General features: G+C 53.2%; 16 protein-coding genes. 8 read left to right on the plus strand and 8 right to left on the minus strand.

Annotated elements, in window-relative coordinates:
* Nucleotides 1-864: 864 nt before the first annotated feature.
* The 3 genes from RC85_RS11590 to RC85_RS11600 are packed head-to-tail and all read right to left on the minus strand — an operon-like array spanning nucleotide 865 to nucleotide 4,070.
* Complete coding sequence (locus RC85_RS11590; RefSeq protein WP_068262730.1) at nucleotides 865-1,251, minus strand: response regulator; 387 nt, start codon at nucleotides 1,249-1,251, stop codon at nucleotides 865-867.
* Nucleotides 1,248-2,480: a two-component system sensor histidine kinase NtrB gene (locus RC85_RS11595; RefSeq protein WP_068262733.1), complete on the minus strand. Its 1,233-nt coding sequence runs from the start codon at nucleotides 2,478-2,480 to the stop codon at nucleotides 1,248-1,250. The genes RC85_RS11590 and RC85_RS11595 overlap by 4 nt, the downstream gene beginning before the upstream one ends.
* Before the next feature lie 24 nt (nucleotides 2,481-2,504).
* Nucleotides 2,505-4,070 (minus strand): hybrid sensor histidine kinase/response regulator, encoded by a 1,566-nt coding sequence (locus RC85_RS11600; RefSeq protein ID WP_238383122.1) that lies wholly within the window; start codon nucleotides 4,068-4,070, stop codon nucleotides 2,505-2,507.
* Nucleotides 4,071-4,337: 267 nt separating this feature from the next.
* Here RC85_RS11600 and RC85_RS11605 point away from each other — a divergent pair, with 267 nt between their 5' ends.
* Nucleotides 4,338-5,777: a sigma-54-dependent transcriptional regulator gene (locus RC85_RS11605; protein WP_068262736.1), complete on the plus strand. Its 1,440-nt coding sequence runs from the start codon at nucleotides 4,338-4,340 to the stop codon at nucleotides 5,775-5,777.
* A gap of 8 nt (nucleotides 5,778-5,785) precedes the next feature.
* Here RC85_RS11605 and RC85_RS11610 read toward each other — a convergent pair whose 3' ends face one another.
* Nucleotides 5,786-7,036, minus strand: a complete 1,251-nt coding sequence (locus RC85_RS11610) for a GspE/PulE family protein (RefSeq protein ID WP_149752688.1) — start codon at nucleotides 7,034-7,036, stop codon at nucleotides 5,786-5,788.
* 100 nt (nucleotides 7,037-7,136) lie between these two features.
* Here RC85_RS11610 and RC85_RS11615 point away from each other — a divergent pair, with 100 nt between their 5' ends.
* Together RC85_RS11615 and RC85_RS11620 are read left to right on the plus strand one after the other, a co-directional pair.
* A complete protein-coding gene (locus tag RC85_RS11615) occupies nucleotides 7,137-7,865 on the plus strand; it encodes a putative signal transducing protein (protein ID WP_068262739.1) in 729 nt (242 codons plus the stop codon).
* Between the two features lie 1,100 nt (nucleotides 7,866-8,965).
* On the plus strand, nucleotides 8,966-9,448 hold the full coding sequence (locus RC85_RS11620) for a transposase (RefSeq protein ID WP_068262742.1): 483 nt from the start codon (nucleotides 8,966-8,968) through the stop codon (nucleotides 9,446-9,448).
* A gap of 345 nt (nucleotides 9,449-9,793) precedes the next feature.
* Here the strand turns inward: RC85_RS11620 and RC85_RS11625 are convergent, their stop codons facing one another.
* On the minus strand, nucleotides 9,794-11,062 hold the full coding sequence (locus RC85_RS11625; protein WP_068262747.1) for a nickel-dependent putative hexonate epimerase: 1,269 nt from the start codon (nucleotides 11,060-11,062) through the stop codon (nucleotides 9,794-9,796).
* A 98-nt stretch (nucleotides 11,063-11,160) separates the two neighbouring features.
* Between RC85_RS11625 and RC85_RS11630 the strand changes: the two genes are divergently transcribed.
* From RC85_RS11630 to ilvE, 3 genes are read left to right on the plus strand one after another with little or no spacing between them, the layout of a single operon-like run.
* The gene (locus tag RC85_RS11630) at nucleotides 11,161-11,643 is read left to right on the plus strand and encodes a 3-hydroxyacyl-ACP dehydratase FabZ family protein (RefSeq protein ID WP_068262750.1); all 483 of its coding nucleotides are present in this window, start codon (nucleotides 11,161-11,163) and stop codon (nucleotides 11,641-11,643) included.
* A complete protein-coding gene (locus RC85_RS11635; RefSeq protein ID WP_235033234.1) occupies nucleotides 11,640-12,485 on the plus strand; it encodes an SDR family oxidoreductase in 846 nt (281 codons plus the stop codon). The genes RC85_RS11630 and RC85_RS11635 overlap by 4 nt, the downstream gene beginning before the upstream one ends.
* Nucleotides 12,486-12,541: 56 nt before the next feature.
* Complete coding sequence (gene ilvE / locus RC85_RS11640) at nucleotides 12,542-13,399, plus strand: branched-chain-amino-acid transaminase (RefSeq protein ID WP_068262752.1); 858 nt, start codon at nucleotides 12,542-12,544, stop codon at nucleotides 13,397-13,399.
* 113 nt (nucleotides 13,400-13,512) lie between these two features.
* Here the strand turns inward: ilvE and RC85_RS11645 are convergent, their stop codons facing one another.
* The 3 genes from RC85_RS11645 to RC85_RS11660 form a co-directional block, all read right to left on the minus strand.
* Nucleotides 13,513-14,862 (minus strand): sigma-54-dependent transcriptional regulator, encoded by a 1,350-nt coding sequence (locus tag RC85_RS11645; protein WP_068262833.1) that lies wholly within the window; start codon nucleotides 14,860-14,862, stop codon nucleotides 13,513-13,515.
* A gap of 56 nt (nucleotides 14,863-14,918) precedes the next feature.
* On the minus strand, nucleotides 14,919-16,610 hold the full coding sequence (locus RC85_RS11650) for a sensor histidine kinase (protein ID WP_149752689.1): 1,692 nt from the start codon (nucleotides 16,608-16,610) through the stop codon (nucleotides 14,919-14,921).
* Nucleotides 16,611-16,986: 376 nt separating this feature from the next.
* Nucleotides 16,987-17,523 carry a methylated-DNA--[protein]-cysteine S-methyltransferase gene (locus RC85_RS11660; protein WP_068262761.1) on the minus strand — a complete coding sequence of 179 codons (537 nt, stop codon included), beginning with the start codon at nucleotides 17,521-17,523 and terminating at the stop codon, nucleotides 16,987-16,989.
* A 113-nt stretch (nucleotides 17,524-17,636) separates the two neighbouring features.
* Between RC85_RS11660 and RC85_RS11665 the strand changes: the two genes are divergently transcribed.
* Nucleotides 17,637-18,173, plus strand: coding sequence for a hypothetical protein (locus RC85_RS11665; RefSeq protein WP_068262763.1), 537 nt, complete (start codon nucleotides 17,637-17,639; stop codon nucleotides 18,171-18,173).
* Nucleotides 18,173-20,479 (plus strand): HEAT repeat domain-containing protein, encoded by a 2,307-nt coding sequence (locus RC85_RS11670; RefSeq protein ID WP_068262766.1) that lies wholly within the window; start codon nucleotides 18,173-18,175, stop codon nucleotides 20,477-20,479. The genes RC85_RS11665 and RC85_RS11670 overlap by 1 nt, the downstream gene beginning before the upstream one ends.
* Nucleotides 20,480-20,514 lie beyond the last annotated feature (35 nt).

Genomic DNA, 20,514 nt, shown 5'->3' on the forward strand with positions numbered 1-20,514 from the left:
GCCAAGCGAACTTTGTTGAATGATCTGCGGGCTACCCCTCGTACGATCGAATAGCAGCTTGCGATGCAAATCGGAACTTCCAAAGAAAACCCGAATTTCACCTTGACTAAGATTCCCTCATAGCAGCGAAAGGCGACACTAATTTCCCGCTCGTTCCTAAACGGTGACTTAGATGTAGGCCGTAGCGAGTGGAACGAGTTACGGCAGGGCCGCAAAAAATGCCCCATCTGCCCGAAGCGTGCGCCAGAGTTCTTTGAGGACTTTCCAAGCCGAAGGTCATTTTCTCAGCGGAACTCAATGTCGAACACCGAACAAGGAATCTCGAAGCCACCTCTTTTTGTCGGCAATTTTTTTGTCTAACCGTCGTTGAGATCACTTTTGATGACGATCGCGATGTGGGGAGGATGTAGACAAAAAAATTAACGACAAAAAGAGGTGCTCGCTTTCGCGGTTGTTTGTCATACCGGTGAAGCGTTGTAGCCTGCCGTGCGATCGAGACTGTGTAGCCTCTGTAGGCCGGAACAAGCCGCTTCGGCGCAGTTCCGGCAATTGCATGGTACGGCGTTGGATTGCCGGAACTGCGCCGAAGCGGCTTGTTCCGGCCTACGTCAATTCTCATTACGCCCTACAAGCTTTGAGGTCGAAAAGCGAATCAAATTACCGGGCAATTTTAGAATGAAGTGCGATTGGGCCTTGGCACGCAGGGGCAAACGCAGTTTCTACGCCACCTCTTTTTGTCGCCAATTTTTTTGTCTAACCGTCGTTGAGATCACGTTTGATGAAGATCGCGATGTGGGGAGGATGTAGACAAAAAAATGCCGTAACTCGCTCCACTCGCTACGGCCTACAAAAAACCAATTGATCCTAAGGCCGTGATGATGTGGTCGCCTGTTGGATCAATGGCAACAACCGTTTCATATCAACGGGCTTGCGTAGAACTTCAACGGTTCCGGCTTCCATTGCACGCTTGATGCCATCGCTTTTTGCTTCCGCAGTGATCATGAAAGTCACGGTCGTCTCGCTCCTGGCCCGAATTTTTTGACACAGCAAAGCGCCGTCCATTCCCGGCATCTGGAAATCGACCAGTGCAACGTCATACAGATGTGCATCAACCAACGTCAATGCGTCCGCACCATTAGACGCGATGTCCGCGCAGTAACCCAAGTCGATAAGGATGTCCTGCAAATTGACAACGATATCGTCGTCGTCGTCAACAACCAGAATTCGATACACGCGTGAACTCGGTGTCATGATACTGAGTTCTCCTCGCTTAAATTCAACTTGGCGGCGGGGAACCGAATCGTGAACGTTGTTCCCTCGCCAAGCTTGCTGTTTACAGAAATGTCCGCATCGTTTTTTTCAACGATCGTTCGCGTGATGGCCAAGCCCAATCCCATTCCCCGCGCCTTGGTCGTGAAGAAAGGTTCCAGAATTCGATCGAGCTGTTCCGGCGAGATTCCCACACCGGTATCGGAAATGGACAGAGCAATCGACTTACCATCTGCTTGAACCGAAATGGTGATCCGATTTGGATCAGGTGATCGGTCCGCACCGTTTGGCTTTTCGCTTTTAAGGTTTTGTGCTTTTTCGGCAATCGCATCCCGAGCGTTTCGAATCAGATTGCGGAATACAATTTGAAGCTGGTTCTTATCCGCGAAGACAATCGCATCTTGGTTGGTTAAATCGTTGACGATTGTGATGTTCTCCAATCCAGAAACATCGCCTAACACGCTCGCGAAAACTTCTGCCAAACTGCAACGAATCAGTTTTGGTTCCGGCAAGCGAGCGACATCGGTGAGGGATGTCACCACATTGTCAATCAGTCCGACTTGCCGATCGATTCGTTCTAGGTGCTCGCGCATTTTATCAGGGCTGACTGATTTTGCGTTCATCAGGAAATACGCCGATGTCTTGACGGCGTTGAGCGGATTACGGATTTCATGAGCGATTCCGCCTGAGACTTGCCCCAAGGTCGCTAATTTTTCTTTGGCAACGAGTTCCGCTTGCGCCCGCCGAAGTTCTTCAGTTCGCTCCAGGATGCGAACTTCAAGGGCGTCGTTGAGCTGGACAAGCTGGTTTTGGACATCCTTCAAATCGCTGATGTCGCGGACGATTCCTGCGTAGTGAGTTTCGCCATCGAGGCTGAATTCACTGACCGCCAAGTGCATTGGGAAATCAGATCCATCTTTTCTGCGTCCCACGACCTCGCGTCCCGTGCCAATGATGCGAGCCTGGCCGGTGCGTTGATAGCGATCAAGATAGCCGTCATGTTCTTCCCGGTAATTCGGTGGCATCAAGACCTTGACGTTGTGACCAACGATTTCATCAGAGCAAAAGCCAAACATCCGCTCTGTCGCAGGATTGACCTTTTGAATGATCCCAGACCGATCAATCACAATGATCGAATCCACCGCCGATTCCATGATCGCGGAAAGCAGGTCAGTCTGTTTGGGCGACGAATTGGGGCGGTGCGGATTCATTGGTGAAAACTCACGGGAAGCGATTTATTGACCTTTCGGCTCACGAAAATGACGCGGGGCCGAAGACGGTGATAGGTCGGTCGGCAATGTCATAACGAAACACGCACCTGAATCGGACGGTTTCACTGCAACACTTCCCCGATGGGCTTCAATGATCCTAGCGACGATCGCAAGTCCTAAACCAGTCCCTGTCGGTTTCGTCGTATAGAAAGGTTCAAAGAGTTGCTGGTGATCGCCCGTTTCAAATCCTGGTCCGCTGTCCGCGATTTCCACGCTTAGATCGCCAGAGTCATCGCGAGTGCAGGTCACGCGAATCTGAGGCTTCGCGTCAGTGTTTGACTCGCTGCCGATCGTTTTCATCGCAGCGATTGCGTTTTCAAACAAATTGCGAAAAACCTGTTCCATTCGCATGATGTCTACCGCGATATTTGCATTGTCGCTATTTGCATTGTCACTATTTGCATTGTCACTGGGGGACGGTTCGACAAGCGTTGCGAATGTCTTTTCGGTGGCGGGATTGAGTTGCCGCCAAACTCTTTGCCATACCAACCGCAAGTCGGTGTTCTCAATATGCAACAAAACCGGCGCGGCGAACGATCGAACCTCTTCCAAGACGCTTTGCAGGTCACTTGTCGCGCGGCGGACTGAACGCAAGTCTTTTTGAGCGTCTGCCTGATCAGGGATTTCAAGTTCCAGCATTTCCAAACCGGCATGAATTCGCTGCAACGCATTACGACTTTCGTGGGCCAGCGCCGCCATCGTCTTGCCGATCGCCGCCAAGCGTTCGGACTGTAAAGATCTCGTCTGAGCGGCCAGCATTTCGGTGATGTCAATTCCAACCGCCAATACGGAAGTAGTTTTACCTGCTTGGTTTTTTAGGCACGAATTTGACCACCGAACTCGCCGGATGTTGCCATCGCGACACAGCACTGGGTTGACCATGCTGGTGGTCTTGATGTCCGTCAACGTTTCCATGAACGTGTCTCGCACACGCTGGCGTTCATCCTGCGGAACAAAATACTCAAACCAGTCTTTGTCTAAAACTTCGGACAATTTCCAACCCGTTAGTCGCTCTAAGAATGGATTGAATTGAATGACATTCCCGTTCAAATCCAGCACCAACACAATCGCTTCGGCGGTTCGGAGCATCTGGTTTGCGAACTGCTGTTCACGTTGAAGCACATTTTCAATTTGATGCCGATCATCGATCCGCCGAAGGCTTTGCCGAAGAGCATCAGGGTTGATCGGTTTTAAAATGTAATCAGCAATGCCGTAGCGAAAGGCAGCGATGGTGCTATCCAGTTCCGCGAATCCCGTCACCACAATGATGTCTGAACGAGACCAGCGTTGGACTAGCTCCGGCAGAATTTCATCAATGTTGCCATCGGGAAGGCGACGGTCCAAAATGACAACGTCAAACGAGGAATCGGTCGCTGCCTGGGCTTCCGCCAACGTTCCAGCGAGCGAAACGCTGTATCCATCCAGTTCCAGAATGTCCCGGATATTTGCCCGAGTGTCTGCATCGTCCTCCACCAGCAGAACGCGGAGCGTCGCCGTGGGCGGGAGCATTGAATCGAGGGAATTCGGCATGGATGCACCAGGAATTGTCCATTACGCACACATTACAGCCGGGAAACCGCACATGCGCGCCAATACGCACGTTAAAATAAAGGGGGCCGACGGTCGGTGCAAGTTTTCCGCGTTGACGATGCGAATCAGAGTGCCGCATTTTACGAGTTAATCATCAGCGTGTGTGAGACGGCAGCAAGAAAATGGCTTCCAGGGTCACCAACGGAACAAAGTTCGCTTCTTGCAGACGTAAACACGAAGTCCGCAGGCTTAACTAACTGAAAACCGATGACTGACATACCGCTACGAATACTGCTGGTCGAAGACGAAGAGGACTTCCGAGATTCCTGTGCACGTTGGCTGCAGCGTAAAGGACACATTGTCACCGCACTTGGCAGCGGCGCTGAGGCGATCACTGCCTGCGAAGGACTTCAATTCGATGTTGGCGTTTTCGACTTGAACTTACCAGGCATGTCGGGACTGGAACTGCTTCACCGCATTCAGAAAGATAAGGTCGACATTGAAGTCATCTTTTTGACCGGCCAAGGCAGCATCGAATCCGCTGTGTCGGCAATGAAGATGGGCGCGAGCGATTACTTGACGAAGCCATGTTCGCTTGGCGACCTGGAACACCATTGTCTGCTCGCACACGAACGGGGCAAGCTTCGTAAAGAAAATCAACAGCTCAAAGAAGTGATCTCGCGGACCCAACCCGCTGCTCAACTGGTCGGGGAATCTGCAGCAATGCAAGCCGTCAACAAGATGGTTCAAAAAGTTGCTCCGACGGATAAGCCAGTTTTGATTCAGGGGGAAAGTGGGACCGGGAAAGAAGTGGTCGCTCGTGCGATTCAGCAGTCGAGCATGTTGGCCGATAAGCCATTTGTGACGATCAACTGCGCAGCGTTACCCGAACAATTAGTTGAAAGCGAATTATTTGGTCACCTAAAAGGATCCTTCACCAGCGCTAGCTCAGACAAACCTGGGCTGTTTGAAATCGCAGATGGCGGAACGCTGTTCATTGATGAAATCGGTGAACTGCCACCCGCATTGCAGCCGAAATTGTTGCGGGTTTTGGAAGATGGTTCGATGCGCCGGATCGGTTGCCACAAAGAGCGTCATGTTCGCGTTCGGATCATCGCAGCAACCAATCGTGATTTGCAAAAAGAGGTACGCGAAGGTCGGTTCCGCGAAGACCTCTACTATCGAATCAACGTTTTGTCTTTGAACCTTCCGCCACTTCGAGAACGTGATGGTGACGCGCAGCGGTTAATTGAACATTTCCTGCCTTCGCAATGGCACCTGAATCCGGCCGCTCATCAAGCGCTGACAGAATACCATTGGCCTGGGAACGTTCGGCAATTGATCAACGTCATTCAAAGGGCAACGATTCTGGCTGATGCGCAGGAAATCATGCTGAGTGATTTACCAACGGAAGTGATTAACCGGACGGATGGCCCGCTACAATCACGACCGCCTGTCGAAGCAGTTTCCTATCCAAACGCAGTCAGCAATAGCGGCTTAAACAACAGCGGCTATCGCTCGGCAGATCTGCCAACGGCGAAACTAGACGATATCGCCAAAGCTCATGTTTTGGAGGTTCTGGCGCTCGAAAACGGCAACAAGGCAAGGGCTGCGAGGAAGCTTGGTATTCATCGGAGAAAACTCTATCGGTTGCTCGAGCGATTCGACAAGGATCGCCAGAGCAGCGATTCGACCGTTGAAAGTTGACTGACGCGTTAAGATCCCAAGACGCGATAGACTTCCGCTTGATCGGTCACCTTGTTGCCGACCCAATCGCTGGCTTGCTGGGCCAGCGATCGGCTTCCGACTCGCACCGCGGCCGCATTCATTTCCGCAACCGACAAGCCCGCTTCTAAAGCGTCGGCCAGCGCGTTGCCGATCGCCGCATGATCCGTCTGAGATTCGCCACGCTGAAACTCGGTGCCTTGAAACTCGGTGCCTTGAAACTCAACACACTGAAACTCGATACACTGGGCAATCGGTCGGATTCCTTTGTATCCACGGCCTTGGCAGGTGGGGCAGTCGTGCGATGAACCGGCTCGGCTGCCCGCCTTGCAATCGGGACAAAGGCACCGCAACAAACGTTGGTTAATGATCGCCCTGACACCGCTGCGGACGACCGGCCCGGGCACGCCATAGGCCACCAACCGACGCAGCGCGGTCGCGATGTCGGTTGCGTGCAATGACGAGAAAACGAGATGGCCCGTCAACGAAGCCTGCATGGCGGCTTCGACAGTTTCCGGATCGCGAATCTCGCTGACCAGCAACACTTCGCTGTCTTGACGAACTGCACTTCGCAGCGCCGATGCCAACGTCATTCCCGTCGAAGCGTCAATTTCGCTTTGACTGATTCGTGGCAGCTTGGTTTCAACGGGATCTTCGATCGTCAAGACACTTCGCCGAGGATTCATTGATGCGATTTGTTGCAGCATCGTGTAGAGCGTTGTTGTTTTTCCACTGCCCGCCGGCCCGGTCAAGAGAATCGCACCGTCCTTGGCTGCACACAATCGCGACAATTGTTTTGTGACGTGATCGTCCAACCCGAGTGAATCAAGCGTCTCAAAAACGCTTTCACGACGTAGCACCCGAATCACGGCGCGGGGTCCGTAAACGGTGGGAAAAATTCCTAGCCGCATCGAATGCTGACTTGCCCCCGAGTCACTTTCAATCCGTAAACGACCTTCCATCGGAGAACTCGATCGGTAAGTCGGCAAACCGGCCAACACCATCAATCGCGAAACGGGATCGCTGACTCCACCGCCGGGTAACTCGCAAACGTCTAACAGCACACCATCGATGCGAAGGCGTAAGTTCCAACCCACCGTTGACGGTTGCAGATGAATATCGGATGCGCCACATTGCACTGCCATCGGCAGCAAGCGATCAATCAATTCAATCGCAAACCGTTCGGAAGTTGAATCCAACCCCTGCGTGATTTCCTCGGCCAGAAAAGCAGTTGCGTTCAAAAGAGGTGCCCAGCTTCAATGAGTGATGTCTAACCCTAGTCTTGTTATCATAACCACAATCCATTGACCACAACTGAATGATCCGAAGGGTGTTGTTTCGATGAGCAAAGAAATGGTCGTGTTGCAGCGATTTTCAGATTCCGTTGCGGCTGAGACATTGCGTGGTCGTTTGGCGGTCGCCGGCATTGATACGTTCGTGCGCGGCACCAGCATCGAAACAGCGTTTGGACTTGGCGGAGCACCCACGTCCAGCGGGCTTCGGGTGGAAATTGCCAAGCGTGACGTTGACGCCGCGCTCGCGATCATGGCGGAAGACCAACGGATTCGCGAAGTCGCGGGCGATTGGATTTGCAGCCGCTGTGACGAAGAGAATGACGCCGCGTTTGAGTTTTGTTGGAAGTGCCAAAAGGAACGCGGCCCCAACGACACCAAACAAAATCCGTCCGCACCCGAAATCAACCCCATCGCCGCCCCAGAATCAAATGTAGCCAAATCGATCAAGCTTACGACCGCTGAAAAAGCCAATCCCTATCAGCCAGTTTTGTTGGAACCCAATGCGGCTCCCGTAGATTCGGGGGCAAACAGCAGCAGCATGATCGACGACGAAAAAATCGACGACACGATGCGAGATCTGTTTCGGTTGGCGTGTGTTTCGGTGTTGATCATTCCCATTCCGTTGGCCCTGTATTCGGTGTACCGCGTGATGATGTTACCTGATGAATTACAGCAACATCCCCGAGTCCAATCACGACTCCGCAAGTACCTGTTTTTCTACCTACTGATTTCAACAATCGTCCTAGCATTCTGGGCCGCAATGCTATTCAGCTAAACCAAGGCCTATGACCAAGGCCCGGCCGCTCACGCGCCAGCGGCTCACAACCTGTGAGCCGCAGGACGTAAGTCCTCGGGCCTCGTTGCGCAACTTTTCAGTTCAGAACGAAGCGATTCAGCCATGATCAAGAACCCGGCCGCTCACGCGCCCGCGGCTCACAGATTGTGAGCCGCAGGACGTAAGTCCTCGGGCCTCGTTGCGCAACTTTCAGTTCAGAACGAAGCGATTCAGCCATGATCGAGGCCCGGCCGCTTACGCGCCCGAGGCTCACAATTTGTGAGCCGCTGGACGTAAGTCCCCGGGCCTCGTTTCGCAACTTTCAGTTCAGAACGAAGCGATCCAGTCAAGAACAAGGCCCGGCCGCTCACGCGTCGCGGCTCACAATTTGTGAGCCGCTGGACCTAAGTCCCCGGGCCTCGTTGCGCAACTTTCAGTTCAGAACGAAGCGATCCAGCCACGATCGAGGCCCGGCCGCTTACGCGCCCGAGGCTCACAATTCGTGAGCCGCTGGACGTAAGTCCTCGGGCCCCGTTTCGCAACTTTCAGTTCAGAACGAAGCGATCCAGTCAAGATCAAGGCCCGGCCGCTCACGCGCCCGCGGCTCACAACCTGTGAGCCGCAGGACGTAAGTCCTCGGGCCTCGTTGCGCAACTTTCAGTTCAGAACGAAGCGATCCAGCCATGATCAAGGCCCGGCCGCTCACGCGTCGCGGCTCACAATTCGTGAGCCGCAGGACGTAAGTCCTCGGGCCTCGTTGCGCAACATTTCAGTTCAGAACGAAGCGATTCAGCCATGATCGAGGCCCGGCCGCTTACGCGCCCGAGGCTCACAATTTGTGAGCCGCTGGACGTAAGTCCTCGGGCCTCGGTGCGCAACATTTCAGTTCAGAACGAAGCGATCCAGGCATGATCAAGGCCCGGCCGCTTACGCGCCCGCGGCTCACAATTTGTGAGCCGCTGGACGTAAGTCCCCGGGCCTCGGTGCGCAACTTTTCAGTTAGATTCAGTCATGATCAAACCCCGGCCGCACATCGACCGATTCAATTTGTTAAAATACCTCATTGGTCCTGCGACGCATTTCGCGATTCGAGAACTACGATGCCGAATGATCCTCTTGCGTACTTCATCACTTGGACGGTTTACGGAACGTTCCTTCCAGGCGATCCACGTTGGTGGCGGCACAAGAAACAAGGCCCATCGGCACCCGCCCGCGGTCTTGAGCAATGGTCCAAGAAACGCCTTCTCCACCCAATCAAACTGCTCTCCCCCGATGACCGAATTGTTTGCGAATCCGCCATCGACGAAATTTGCGTTTTTCGAAAATGGAAACTCTGGGCCCGATCGGCTCGAACCAACCACGTGCATGTTCTCGTAACTGCGTCGGCCAAGAAGCCAAAGTTGGTTCGTGATCAAATCAAAGCCAAATGCACTCTGGAAATACGAAATGCAAATTCTGGTTTCGTAGATCGGCCGATTTGGACGACCGGAGGCGACATCGAGTTTATCGATACGGAAGACGAGATCCGCGAATGCGAAACTTACATCAATGATGCCCAAGACCGGATGGATCGCGGTATCTGAACCTCAAAACCCCGCCGCTTACGCGCCCGAGGCTCACGACTTGTGAGCCGCTGGACGTAAGTCCTCGGGCATCGTTGCGCAACTTTTCAGTTTAGAACGAAGCGATCCAGCCATGATCAAGGCCCGGCCGCTTACGCGTCGCGGCTCACAATTCGTGAGCCGCTGGACGTAAGTCCTCGGGCATCGGTGCGCGACTTTCAGTTTGATTCAGCCATGATCGAGGCCCGGCCGCTTACGCGTCGCGGCTCACAATTTGTGGGCCGCTGGACGTGAGTCCTCGGGCTTCGTTGCGCGACGTTTCACTTGGAACTTGGGAATGGCACCACGAAACATGCGTTTGTTAATCTAACCCAGCGGTGCTTCCCACAATCCGAGTGCTGGATTGCGGATGAAGTAGAACTCGCTGCCGTCGATGTCGGTATGGAATCCGTCGTCTAGCTTGGTGATGTCGTACTGTTGCATCAGCAGATTGATGTCGCCGTATTGGTAGCCAACCGATTCGATTTCTTGGGCTGATAGTTTTCCGGCGGCGTAGATAACGTCAAAACGGTTTTCCGGGGATCCATGCACCAGGTGTGCTGCGGCGGATGGGTTCGCGGCAAGATCTTCGTTTTCGGCAACCAGTTTGACGACCTCTTCTTTCGTTCGGTAACCGTACTTGCGAATCAGGCGATCGATTTCTTTGTCTTCACCAAACTCCTCGACCGCCGGTGCCAGCACTGTTAAGCGGCCGCCGGTTTGAATCGCCAAACGCGTTCGGTAGATCGACTTGTTTCCCAACCAAGTGCTTTTGAATTCGCTTGGATCCAGGTAGGCGACAACGTGCTTGGGTGCGTGGTCCAAATGCGTGATGTTCACCTTGCGTGCCAATTCTGCCGCTTGGAAAAACGTGTCATGATCGTCGCCAATGTACAGGCCACGAGTATGCAAGGCACCGTCAGGCATCTGCTGAACCACGGTCAATGCGTACAGCAACGGCATCGATTGGCAGAATTGATCCTGAGCGTGATTGAGAATTTTTCGCAGCGGTGTGTCGGCTTGTCCAAGCGTTTGCTCGATCCCATAAATCGCACTCAGATAATGACTCTCGTTGATGCCTTCCACACCGCCGGTGCCAACGAACACGTTCTTGTTGTAATTCGCCATTCCGATCACTTCGTGCGGAACGACTTGCCCGATTGAAAAGATCAAATCGTGACCACCGTCTCGCAGCATTTGATTCACTTGGGCTTTCCATGGCGAAGTGTAAACACCACCGGTAACTTCGGAAACAAATTCGGCTGAAACTTCGCCAAGGGTCACCACATCGTCTCGCCAGTTATGCGCCCGAAACAAGTCGTGCGGAATACCGGGGAACATGTGATCAAGCTGGTCCGGTTTCATCGGGCTGTGCGTGCCAAGGGCTGGCATGATATCGGTCACCGCATCGCCCAACATTTCGTTGCTCAACACCGTGATCTCGCCTGCTCGGCTGAACAAACGCGTCGCATCAGGAGGCAGCAATAATACCTTGTCGCGTTTGCCGATCGCGGCAAAGGTTTGTGAAAGAGCGTCGCGAAGGTCTTCGGTGGTCAGCGACGTGGACTCGTCGCCCCGAGCGTAGAAAATGGTCATGGAGGCTTTCATAGATTCCGGTAAACGATAACGGCACTTCATCTTAACAAATCCGTGCCCGCTTGACGTCTAGACCGTTTTTGACGTCTCATAATGCAATGAATCAAGCTGAAATACTTCGCCGAATTCCTCACCGCGGTCCGATGTTGTTGGTCGATGAGATCATTGAGGAAACCGAAACAACCATCGTTTGCAAAAAAACATTTGCGGACAACGAGTTCTTTTTCCAAGGCCATTTTCCGGACTCGCCGATCGTTCCAGGCGTGATCCAGTGCGAGTGTTGCCTGCAATCGGGCGCGCTGTTGTTGGCGGGAATTTCCGCTAGCGGTTCGACGAGTAACGATGATGATGAGTTGCCGGTCGCGACGCGGATGGACAGCGTTAAGTTCAAACGCATGATTCGTCCAGGCGACGAAATTGAAATGCACGTCACTCTGAACGAACAAGTCAGTAACGCGTCCTATCTAACTGGCAAGATCCTTTTGGCGGGAAAACTTGCGATGCGTTTGGACTTTTCGGTCACGATGAGTCCCGCACCAACCAGCAGCAACGCTCCACCGAAAAAGGAATCGGCATCATGACAGCTCCCATGAAAGCGGCACACGAACCTGTCCACGATTTTTTGGGGCTAGCTGGAAAGTCAGTCTTGGTGATGGGGGTCGCGAATAAGAAAAGCGTCGCTTATCGAATCGCTCATACGCTTGAGCAAGCTGGCGCGGAAGTGATTTACAGCGTCCGCAGCGAGGCGAGAAAAGAAAGCCTGGCGAAGCTGTTGGCCAATCGCCGAATTTTTGTTTGTGATGTCGAGCAACCCGAACAGATTGATCAGTTGGCGATCGACATGAAAAACCAAAACATTCAACTGGCGGGCTTGGTCCATTCCATTGCTTTTGCTGATTACCCGGAAGGCATTCGCCCGTTTCACGAAACCACTCGACGTCAATTTTTGCAAGCGATCGACATTTCGGCTTATTCATTGATCAGCGTCTGCAATGCGTTGAAAGATCGATTGGTCAAAGATGCGGCGGTTGTGACGATCGGAATCAGCACAACGCGGATGGCGAGCGAGAGCTACGGTTTTATGGCTCCGATCAAGGCGGCGTTGGAATCATCGCTCGCTTTTTTGACCAAGTCATTTAGCAGATTTAGCGAAGTGCGTTTCAATGCGGTTGCCGCTGGTCTGTTAAAAACGAGTGCGTCGGCTGGCATCCCCGGCTACGTTGATTCCTATCTCTACGCCGAAAAAGTCATTCCTCGCGGCAAAGCGGTCTCGACCGATGAAGTCGCTTCGACCGCTGTTTTCCTGCTCAGCCCTCGCAGCAGCGGTATCACGGCTCAATCAATCGTGGTGGATGCCGGGATGTCGATCAACTACTTTGATGCTTCGGTCGTCCAGGCCGTCACTTCCGCCGACGTTGATTGATTTGCAATCGGCGTTGCCGTTCATTTTTTCTACACCCCTTTCGCTACTAAGTTCTGATGAGCCAACAGATTTATATCTCGGGCGAGTATTTCTCTCGCGACGACGCCAAGATCAGTGTCTATGACCACGGCTTGCTTTATGGCGATGGCGTCTTTGAAGGAATGCGGATCTATAGTGGCAAGGTTTTTCGGTTGCACGACCACATGGTGCGGCTGTGGGAATCGGCGCTCGCGATCTCTTTGCCGATTCCCATGTCGATCGACGAAATGACAGCGACGGTCAACGAATGCGTTGCTAAGAATGGATTGGACGACGGCTACATCCGATTGATCATCACTCGCGGAACCGGCACGCTAGGCTTGAATCCCTACACGTGCAGCGACCCGCAAGTGATCATCATCGCGGACAAGGTCGCGTTGTATCCGGCCGAGATGTATGAACAGGGTTTGGAGTTAGTCACCGCGTCAACGATCCGCAATCACCCGGCGGCGTTAAGCCCGCGAATCAAATCGCTGAACTACCTGAACAACATCATGGCTCAGATGGAGGCCTTGAAAGCTGGCTGTGTCGAAGCAGTGATGTTGAACACCAAGGGCGAGGTTGCAGAATGCACGGGCGATAACTTGTTCATCGTGCGTCGTGGCAAGCTTTATACGCCGCCAATCGACGCGGGAATCTTAGAAGGCATCACTCGCGCCGTGGTATTAGAACTGGCCGAAGCGGCGGGCATCGAAACCCACGAAACTCCGCTGACACGCCACGATATTTTCATCGCCGATGAGTGTTTCCTGACCGGCAGCGCCGCGGAAGTAATCGCGGCAGTCAAGTTAGACGATCGTGTGATCGGAACAGGCAAACCTGGGCCGATCACCAATCAACTCAACAAAGCGTTCCGAGAACTAGTTTCAAGCTGAATGGTCGCAGGTTGTAGGCCGGAACAAGCGCAGCGAAGTTCCGGCAATTGCATGGTAATTTGGAAGATTGCCGGAACTGCACCAAGCTTGTTCCGGCCTACGGGCACCTTAGCCTAACCTGCCATCTTCTTTTCTTCCGCCGCATTTATTTTGTTGTAGAGCGTTTTCAAGCTGACACCCAACTCTTCCGCGGCGGCTGGTTTGTTTCCTTCGTTTCGCTGGAGTGCTCGGTTGATCGCGATCACTTCAAGTTCTCGCAACGTCATCGGGCCGGATTCGAGCAATTCTTTGCGTAGTTTTCGGCGGCCAAACGACTGCGGCATATCATCGGCGTCGATTGGCAGCGAATCGCAAAGAATTGTGGCGTGTTCGATTACGTTCGCCAATTCGCGAACGTTTCCGGGCCAAGAGTAATTCGTAAGCAATTCCATCGCTTCGTCGGTGAACAAGTCTTCGTCACTGCCGTCGCTACGATGGCGTCGCAACAGGTGCTTGGCCAGCGTTGCAATGTCTTCGGGGCGTTGGCGAAGTGGCGGAACGTTGATTTCAAAAGTATTGATGCGGAACATCAGGTCTTCGCGGAACGTTCCCTCTTCGACCATTTGTTCCAGGTCACGGTGGGTCGCGCAAACCAATCGCACGTTGACATTGGTCGTTTCAGTGTCGCCCAAACGTCGTATGTCGCCTGTTTCCAAAACTCGCAACAACTTGGCCTGCATCGCCAGTGGCAATTCGCCGATTTCGTCCAGGAAGATGGTTCCACCGTCGGCAACTTCAAAGAGTCCTGTTCTAGCTGAATCAGCACCGGTGAATGCACCTTTGCAGTGACCAAACAGCTCGCTTTCAATCAGGTTTTCGGGCAGAGCACCGCAGTTGACTGGAACCAGTGGTTCGTCGGCTCGCAAACTTGAATCGTGGATCGCTCGGGCGACCAGTTCTTTTCCGCATCCGGTTTCGCCACGAACCAGAACCGAGCTTTCGGTGGGAGCGACTTTCGCGATCAGTTTCTTGACCACTTCCATCGGTTTGCCGGTTCCGACCAGCTTTGCATCACCTTGGGCGAGTCGCAGTCGTTGCTGCAGGGCGGCGAGTTGGCGTTTGCTGTTGCGACGTTCTTTGACTCGCCCCATCAGACCGGCAATGTCGGCCAGACGACTTGGTTTGGTTAGATAATCGAACACCCCATAACGTAGCGCGGCGATGGCTGTTTCTTGACTTGGGTTGCCCGTCATGATCACGGCTTCAATTTCTGGCCGTAAACTGCGAGCCTTTTCGATCACTTCGATACCGTTCATGCCAGGCATATCCAGGTCAACCAGCAAGCAATCAAACGACTGCTTTTCCAACGCAGCGACCGCAGTCAAGCCATCGGGACAGACCGTGACTCGGTAACCCATGCGAGGCAATTCGGTACGCATCAGTTCCTGCAGATTCTTTTCGTCATCGGCAAAAAGAATGTGCATCCCTGCCTGTTCTTTTTTCTTGTCGGCATTCATTGATTGATTACTCATGATTTTTCTTACGCTGCACTTAGTCTTTTAGTGTTCTGTTGTTTTGAATCGAATGCGATTCGATGGCTTGCGGTAACATCTTGATTCTCCGGTTCAAGCGGTAGCATCAGTTCCATTGTTGAACCGCATCCTTCGCCATCGCTGTGCGGAGTCAACGAACCGCCGTGTTGCGAAATGATTCGATAGGTAATGCTTAGCCCCAATCCCGTGCCGGTTCCGTCGCGTCGGCGAGTGAAGAAGGGCTCGAACAGATGCTTCATTACTTCTTCGTTCATGCCACAACCGTTGTCTCGCACGACAATCAGAGCTTTGCCTGCATCGCAACTGACGCGAATATCGACCGCACCATCGGTGTCAACGCTTTCCAACGCGTTGGTGACAAGATTTAGCACGACCTGCCGAACCTCTTGTGGATTCACATGAGCCACGACAGCAGTCTCGGCATCGATGTTCATGGTCTTGCATCGGTATTGCCCGACGGTTCCGACCATCGCAACGACATCGCGAACCAATTCGGCAAGGTCCGTCGGAGCCCGACGAATTTCGCTCAAGCGACTAAAGTCGAGCAACTTTTCCGTAATGCCTTTGCATCGATACGCTTCGTCTTCGATGCGCCGCAGATTGTTGGCAAGTTCGGCTGTCCATTCTTGCGCGGTGTCGGCATCGGGTTGCCGACTCATTGCGAATTCGGCCGCGCGAGATTGCAACGATTCGGCACTCCAGGCGATCGTCGCGAGCGGGTTGTTGATTTCATGGGCGACGCCCGCTGCTAGGAAACCGACGCTGGCAAGTTGTTCATTCTGAATGACTTCACGGGTGCGGTCTTTGACTTGCTTGTCCAAGTTCAAACAAAGCGAATTGATGTTGGCCAAGGCACCTTGGAAGCGGTCTGTCATGTCGTTCATCGCATTGGCAAGTTCACTTAATTCGTCATCGGTTCCCAAATCAATGCGGTGGTCAAATTGTCCACCTGCCACCAATCGCGATCCATCCAGCAGAGTTCGGAAAGGTTTTACGACCAGCGAACGGAACGCCAGCAGCAGCATTCCGACCATTGCGATCGCAAGAATCGTGCAGGTCCAGGCGATACCGATCCAGGCACGGTACTGGCCGCGAACGTCACGACTAAACTCCGCCATCCCACCGTGAATGATTCGTAAGTGATCGTCTGTATCCTGAACCAACCGACTTAGATGCGATTTCATTTCCAGCCGCCGCGAAGGTTCAACCGTGTGCGGCGCTCGCAAGAACCCATCCAGGTTTTCAAAAGAAACTCGAATGTCGGCCAAACTTTTTTGCTGGCCTTCCAGATCCACCAGCAGCGAATGTGTTTCCGTCATATCGCTCGATGCTGCTTCATATCGCTGTAGCGTTAGATGAAATTCGACCAGTGCGTTGTCAAACCGTTCGCTCTCCAGTTTCGCGATATCGAAGATTGGATCGCCTAGCGTTGATGACTGAATCATCCCTTCGCGGGCGCTGATTTGACCGCGACGCGTATCAATCTCGCAAAGCGTCAAGGCGTGGCGGTTCAGATCGTAGGCGTACGGAATCTCCATCGCTCGCGTGACAAGCGAATTCGCCAATTGGCGGTACCGATAAAGCCCCCAAAAGCCACTGAAAGCCAGCAGCAAAACGGTCGCCAGCAGCAAAGAAACTGCGATGAATAATTTAGACCGAATTCGCCAACGTCGTACCACAGCGTTGCCCTCCCTAGCACCTGCGCATGAAACTTCCTTGCTTCAAGACAACAAACTATCGCGAGGCCGATTCGGCGGCAAGTCGAGTTCTTAGAATTGCAATTGCTGTCATTTGCTCCTATTGATCGATCTCCTCGATTCGCATGCAAATAAGCTTCTGCTGCCTCGATTACTTTTTCACCACACGACTGAATCAATAAAGATAAAACCACTGATGAGACTGAAAATTTTTTTGACAATCATTTTTTTGTCGTAATCTCCCCACCAGTCAGTGAAGGTTACGACAAAAAAATGATTGTCAAAAAAATTGCATGCTCGGCCGCCCGATTTTTGTTGCAATTCTGCCTGGAACGTTGGGACAGTAAACGGGGGCATCTCAAGGTGACTTACCCTTGGATTGTTCCAAGTCCAGCAGCGACTGCTTGGTCCGCAAACCGCCGGGGGCACTGAACCCTTGCAGCTTTCCATTGGATGCGATCACCCGGTGGCAAGGGATGACAATCAAGATTCGATTTCTTGACATCGCACCGCCGATCGCGCGACTGGCCCCTGGTCGTCCGACCGATTCGGCCAGCCGTTTGTAGGTGGACGTTTTTCCAGCCGGGATTTTTCGACACAGTCGGTAGACTTGCGTACTCAAATCGGTCCAACCATCTTCGTCAATCTGAACCGATTCGAAGTCAGCGATTCCGTCGCGGAAATACTCCGCCAAAAGTGAGTCGAGTTGACGCTCGGGACCGTCTGCGGAACACTCACAAGACTCCGCCAGATCGTCCAGGTTCCAATCGAGGCCCAGGTTCCAATCGAGTCGGTACAACCCTCGATCTGTCCAGGTTGAAACCATCTTTCCCAACGGGGTCGAGTGCAGAAAGCCCGGTTGGTTGAAATGCGGATTAAACTTAGTCAGGTTCATTGTGAACGTTGCTGATTTCAAAGAAAAAATGTAAAGCTGAATCGTTGCTCGCCACCTATAGTGTGAGACGCACAGCCCCCTGACGACCAGCCCCAACGACCGGAAATTAAAGTATGAAACGGAATGCCCTTGGCTCATTGCCCATCATCTTGATGCTGTTGGCGTTCTTCTTCGCGAGCAATCCAGCGGCGATGAATCAGGTGACAGGGCAGCAGCCCGAATCGCCGGTTCCTTTTCCTGAAATTAGTGATGCCGAGATCGCTAAGGCAGTGAAGGAATCCAGTGCCAAGGATCGAACGAAAGATTCAACAATCGGGCCGAAGTCTAAAATCCGTGAAGTGCTGCAGGGTAATCAGCCCGCCCCCACGGGCGACGGAGTGTTGGAAGATGTGCTGGGCGTGATTCAACGACAAGGCAGCGTGCTTGATGGAAGCACGCTGGATCCGCCGCCGCGTCCCGATGCAGCCATCGCGAGCGAATCCAATTCGACTCCCCATGCGGCGACCCGGCGTGCGCTCGTTGCCGAACATTTACTCCGTGCTGCTCGCATGCTGGAACAGATTTCTGGCGACGAAGAATCCGCAATCCTGGTTGCGTCGATGAGGCGTCGAGCCGCGACTTTGCTTCTGGCCAGCGAAAGCTCAAACTGATGAAGCAGCTTTCCAACCGACGCGGGTTCATCATTCTCGCGATTGGCCTGATCCTGGCCGGAGCCGTCGCGGCTGATTATTACTCATCGTTGCCCGCAGTCTTGCCAGCCGAATTAGCCCCCGGCTACGTCGGCCGCGATTCATGCATCGAATGCCACCAAAGTGAATTCAAATCGTTTGAAGGTTCGCACCACGATAAAGCGATGGACTTGGCGACCGAAGAAACCGTCTTGGGTGATTTTGATGATGCGACGATCGAACACGACGGCATCGTCAGCCGGATGTTTCGGCGTGATGGCGTGTACATGATCAACACCGAAGGCCCCACCGGTGAGATGCAGGACTTCGAGATCAAGTACGTCTTCGGTGTCGAACCGTTGCAGCAATACATGATCGAACTGGATCGTGATCCTGATCTTCCGCCGGATGAAATTGGCCGCGTGCAAGTGCTGCGAATTAGTTGGGACACAATCGCGAAAGAATGGTTTTACCTGCGCCCGCCGGACGTAAAGGAAAAGTTGGAACCGGGTGACCCGCTTCACTGGACCGGCATCGCGCAGCGTTGGCAAACCATGTGCGCGGTCTGCCATTCAACAGACCTAAAAACTGGATTCAACGCAGCCGAAAACCAGTATCACACCACGTTTTCAGAAATCGACGTTAGCTGTGAAGCCTGTCATGGCCCGGGAAGTCTGCATCTGGAATTGGCCAACAGCCGATCACTATTTTGGGATCGCCATCACGGTTACGGACTGGCAGAACTGAAAGGGGAAAGCGTTGAGCCTCAATTGCAGACCTGCGCCCCGTGTCACAGTCGCCGTGCTGAATTGACGGGAGATTTTGAAGCTGGAAACGAATTCTGCAATCACTATCAACTGGAAACGATGCGGGCGGACACGTATCACGCGGATGGTCAGATCAAGGACGAGGTTTACGTTTATGGTTCGTTCATTCAAAGTCGGATGTATCACCAGAACATTCGCTGCACCGATTGCCACGATCCGCATTCGTTGGAATTAAAATACCCGGGCAACGAAACTTGCACGTCGTGTCATCAGCATGCCGCCGGCAAGTACGACGTACCTTCGCATCATCATCACGCCGTGGGCAGCGAAGGTGCGAAATGCGTCAACTGCCACATGCCGCACACGACCTATATGGGCAACGATAAACGTCGCGATCATTCGTTACGCGTGCCGCGGCCAGACCTGTCGGTGAAACTGGGGACTCCCAACGCGTGCAGCCATTGTCATGTCGAAGATCAGCTCACCTCATTGCCAACGGACGACCAACAACTCCTGGACGGCGAAGAGTACTCGCAATGGTTACTGTTAGCCGATCAAGGCAACGAAGCGATCCGATCGGCAATTCAAAAGACAGACCAATGGTGCGATGACGCTTGCGAAAAGTGGTACGGCAAAGATCGGCAAACCCCTCCGCATTTTTCAGAAGCGATCGTTGCATTTCGTCGTGGCGAAGCGGGCGCAGTGGAGGAAATGCTGAAGCTAGCGGTTTCCAAGCCCGCTGATCCCGCAAGTCTTCATCCGATGGCTCGCGCGTCGATCTTACGAGAAGTCGCTGCCGCTGGAATCAACTTAACGACCGCCGCCAAGTCGATCGGAAAACTGGCGAGTGATCCCGACGAAGATGCGATGCTTCGCGCTGCGGCGGTCACTGCGATCGGAAACACCGATGCCAATACCGTGCGATCGGTGCTACTGCCGTTGCTGAAAGATGAGTCTACTCTGGTCCGTATCGAAGCAGCGAGAACGATCATGAGCAGCGGAGTGTACCGTTCATTAACGGGGACCGAGGTGTTGCAAATCGATCCGATTATCGAAAACGAGATTCTGCCGTCGTTGGCGTTGACCGCGGATCGTTCGGGATCGCACATGGCAGCGGCAAGAATCCACGAACAACGAGGAAACTTTAACGCCGCGATGGATGCTTACCAATCCGCGATTCGTGTCGAGCCGACCACCGCCGGACCTCGGTCAAATTTCGCTGCGATGCTGGACAATTTGGCGAACCAGAAATCAAGGTCGCCTTCCGAGGTAAAGCAGATGTTGGCAAAGGCAAAACAGCTTCGCCAACAAGAGTTGCCGCTGCTGGAACGAGATGCAAAGCTAGCGCCCGAAAACGCAGAACTTCAAAACCGGTATGGTTTGGCTCTGTACCTCAGTGGCGACTATGAAAAATCGCTGCTTCATCTACAGCGAGCATCAGAATTAGCGCCGGGCGTTGTCCAATTTCAGCAAGCCTACGATCTGCTGAAACAAAAGATGGAACAAGAGGAAGGCCAGTAAGCATTGACGGAGGATTTGAGTACAATCTCGACTCC

This window comes from Rubripirellula obstinata (assembly GCF_001642955.1).
Classification (GTDB): Bacteria; Planctomycetota; Planctomycetia; order Pirellulales; family Pirellulaceae; genus Rubripirellula; species Rubripirellula obstinata.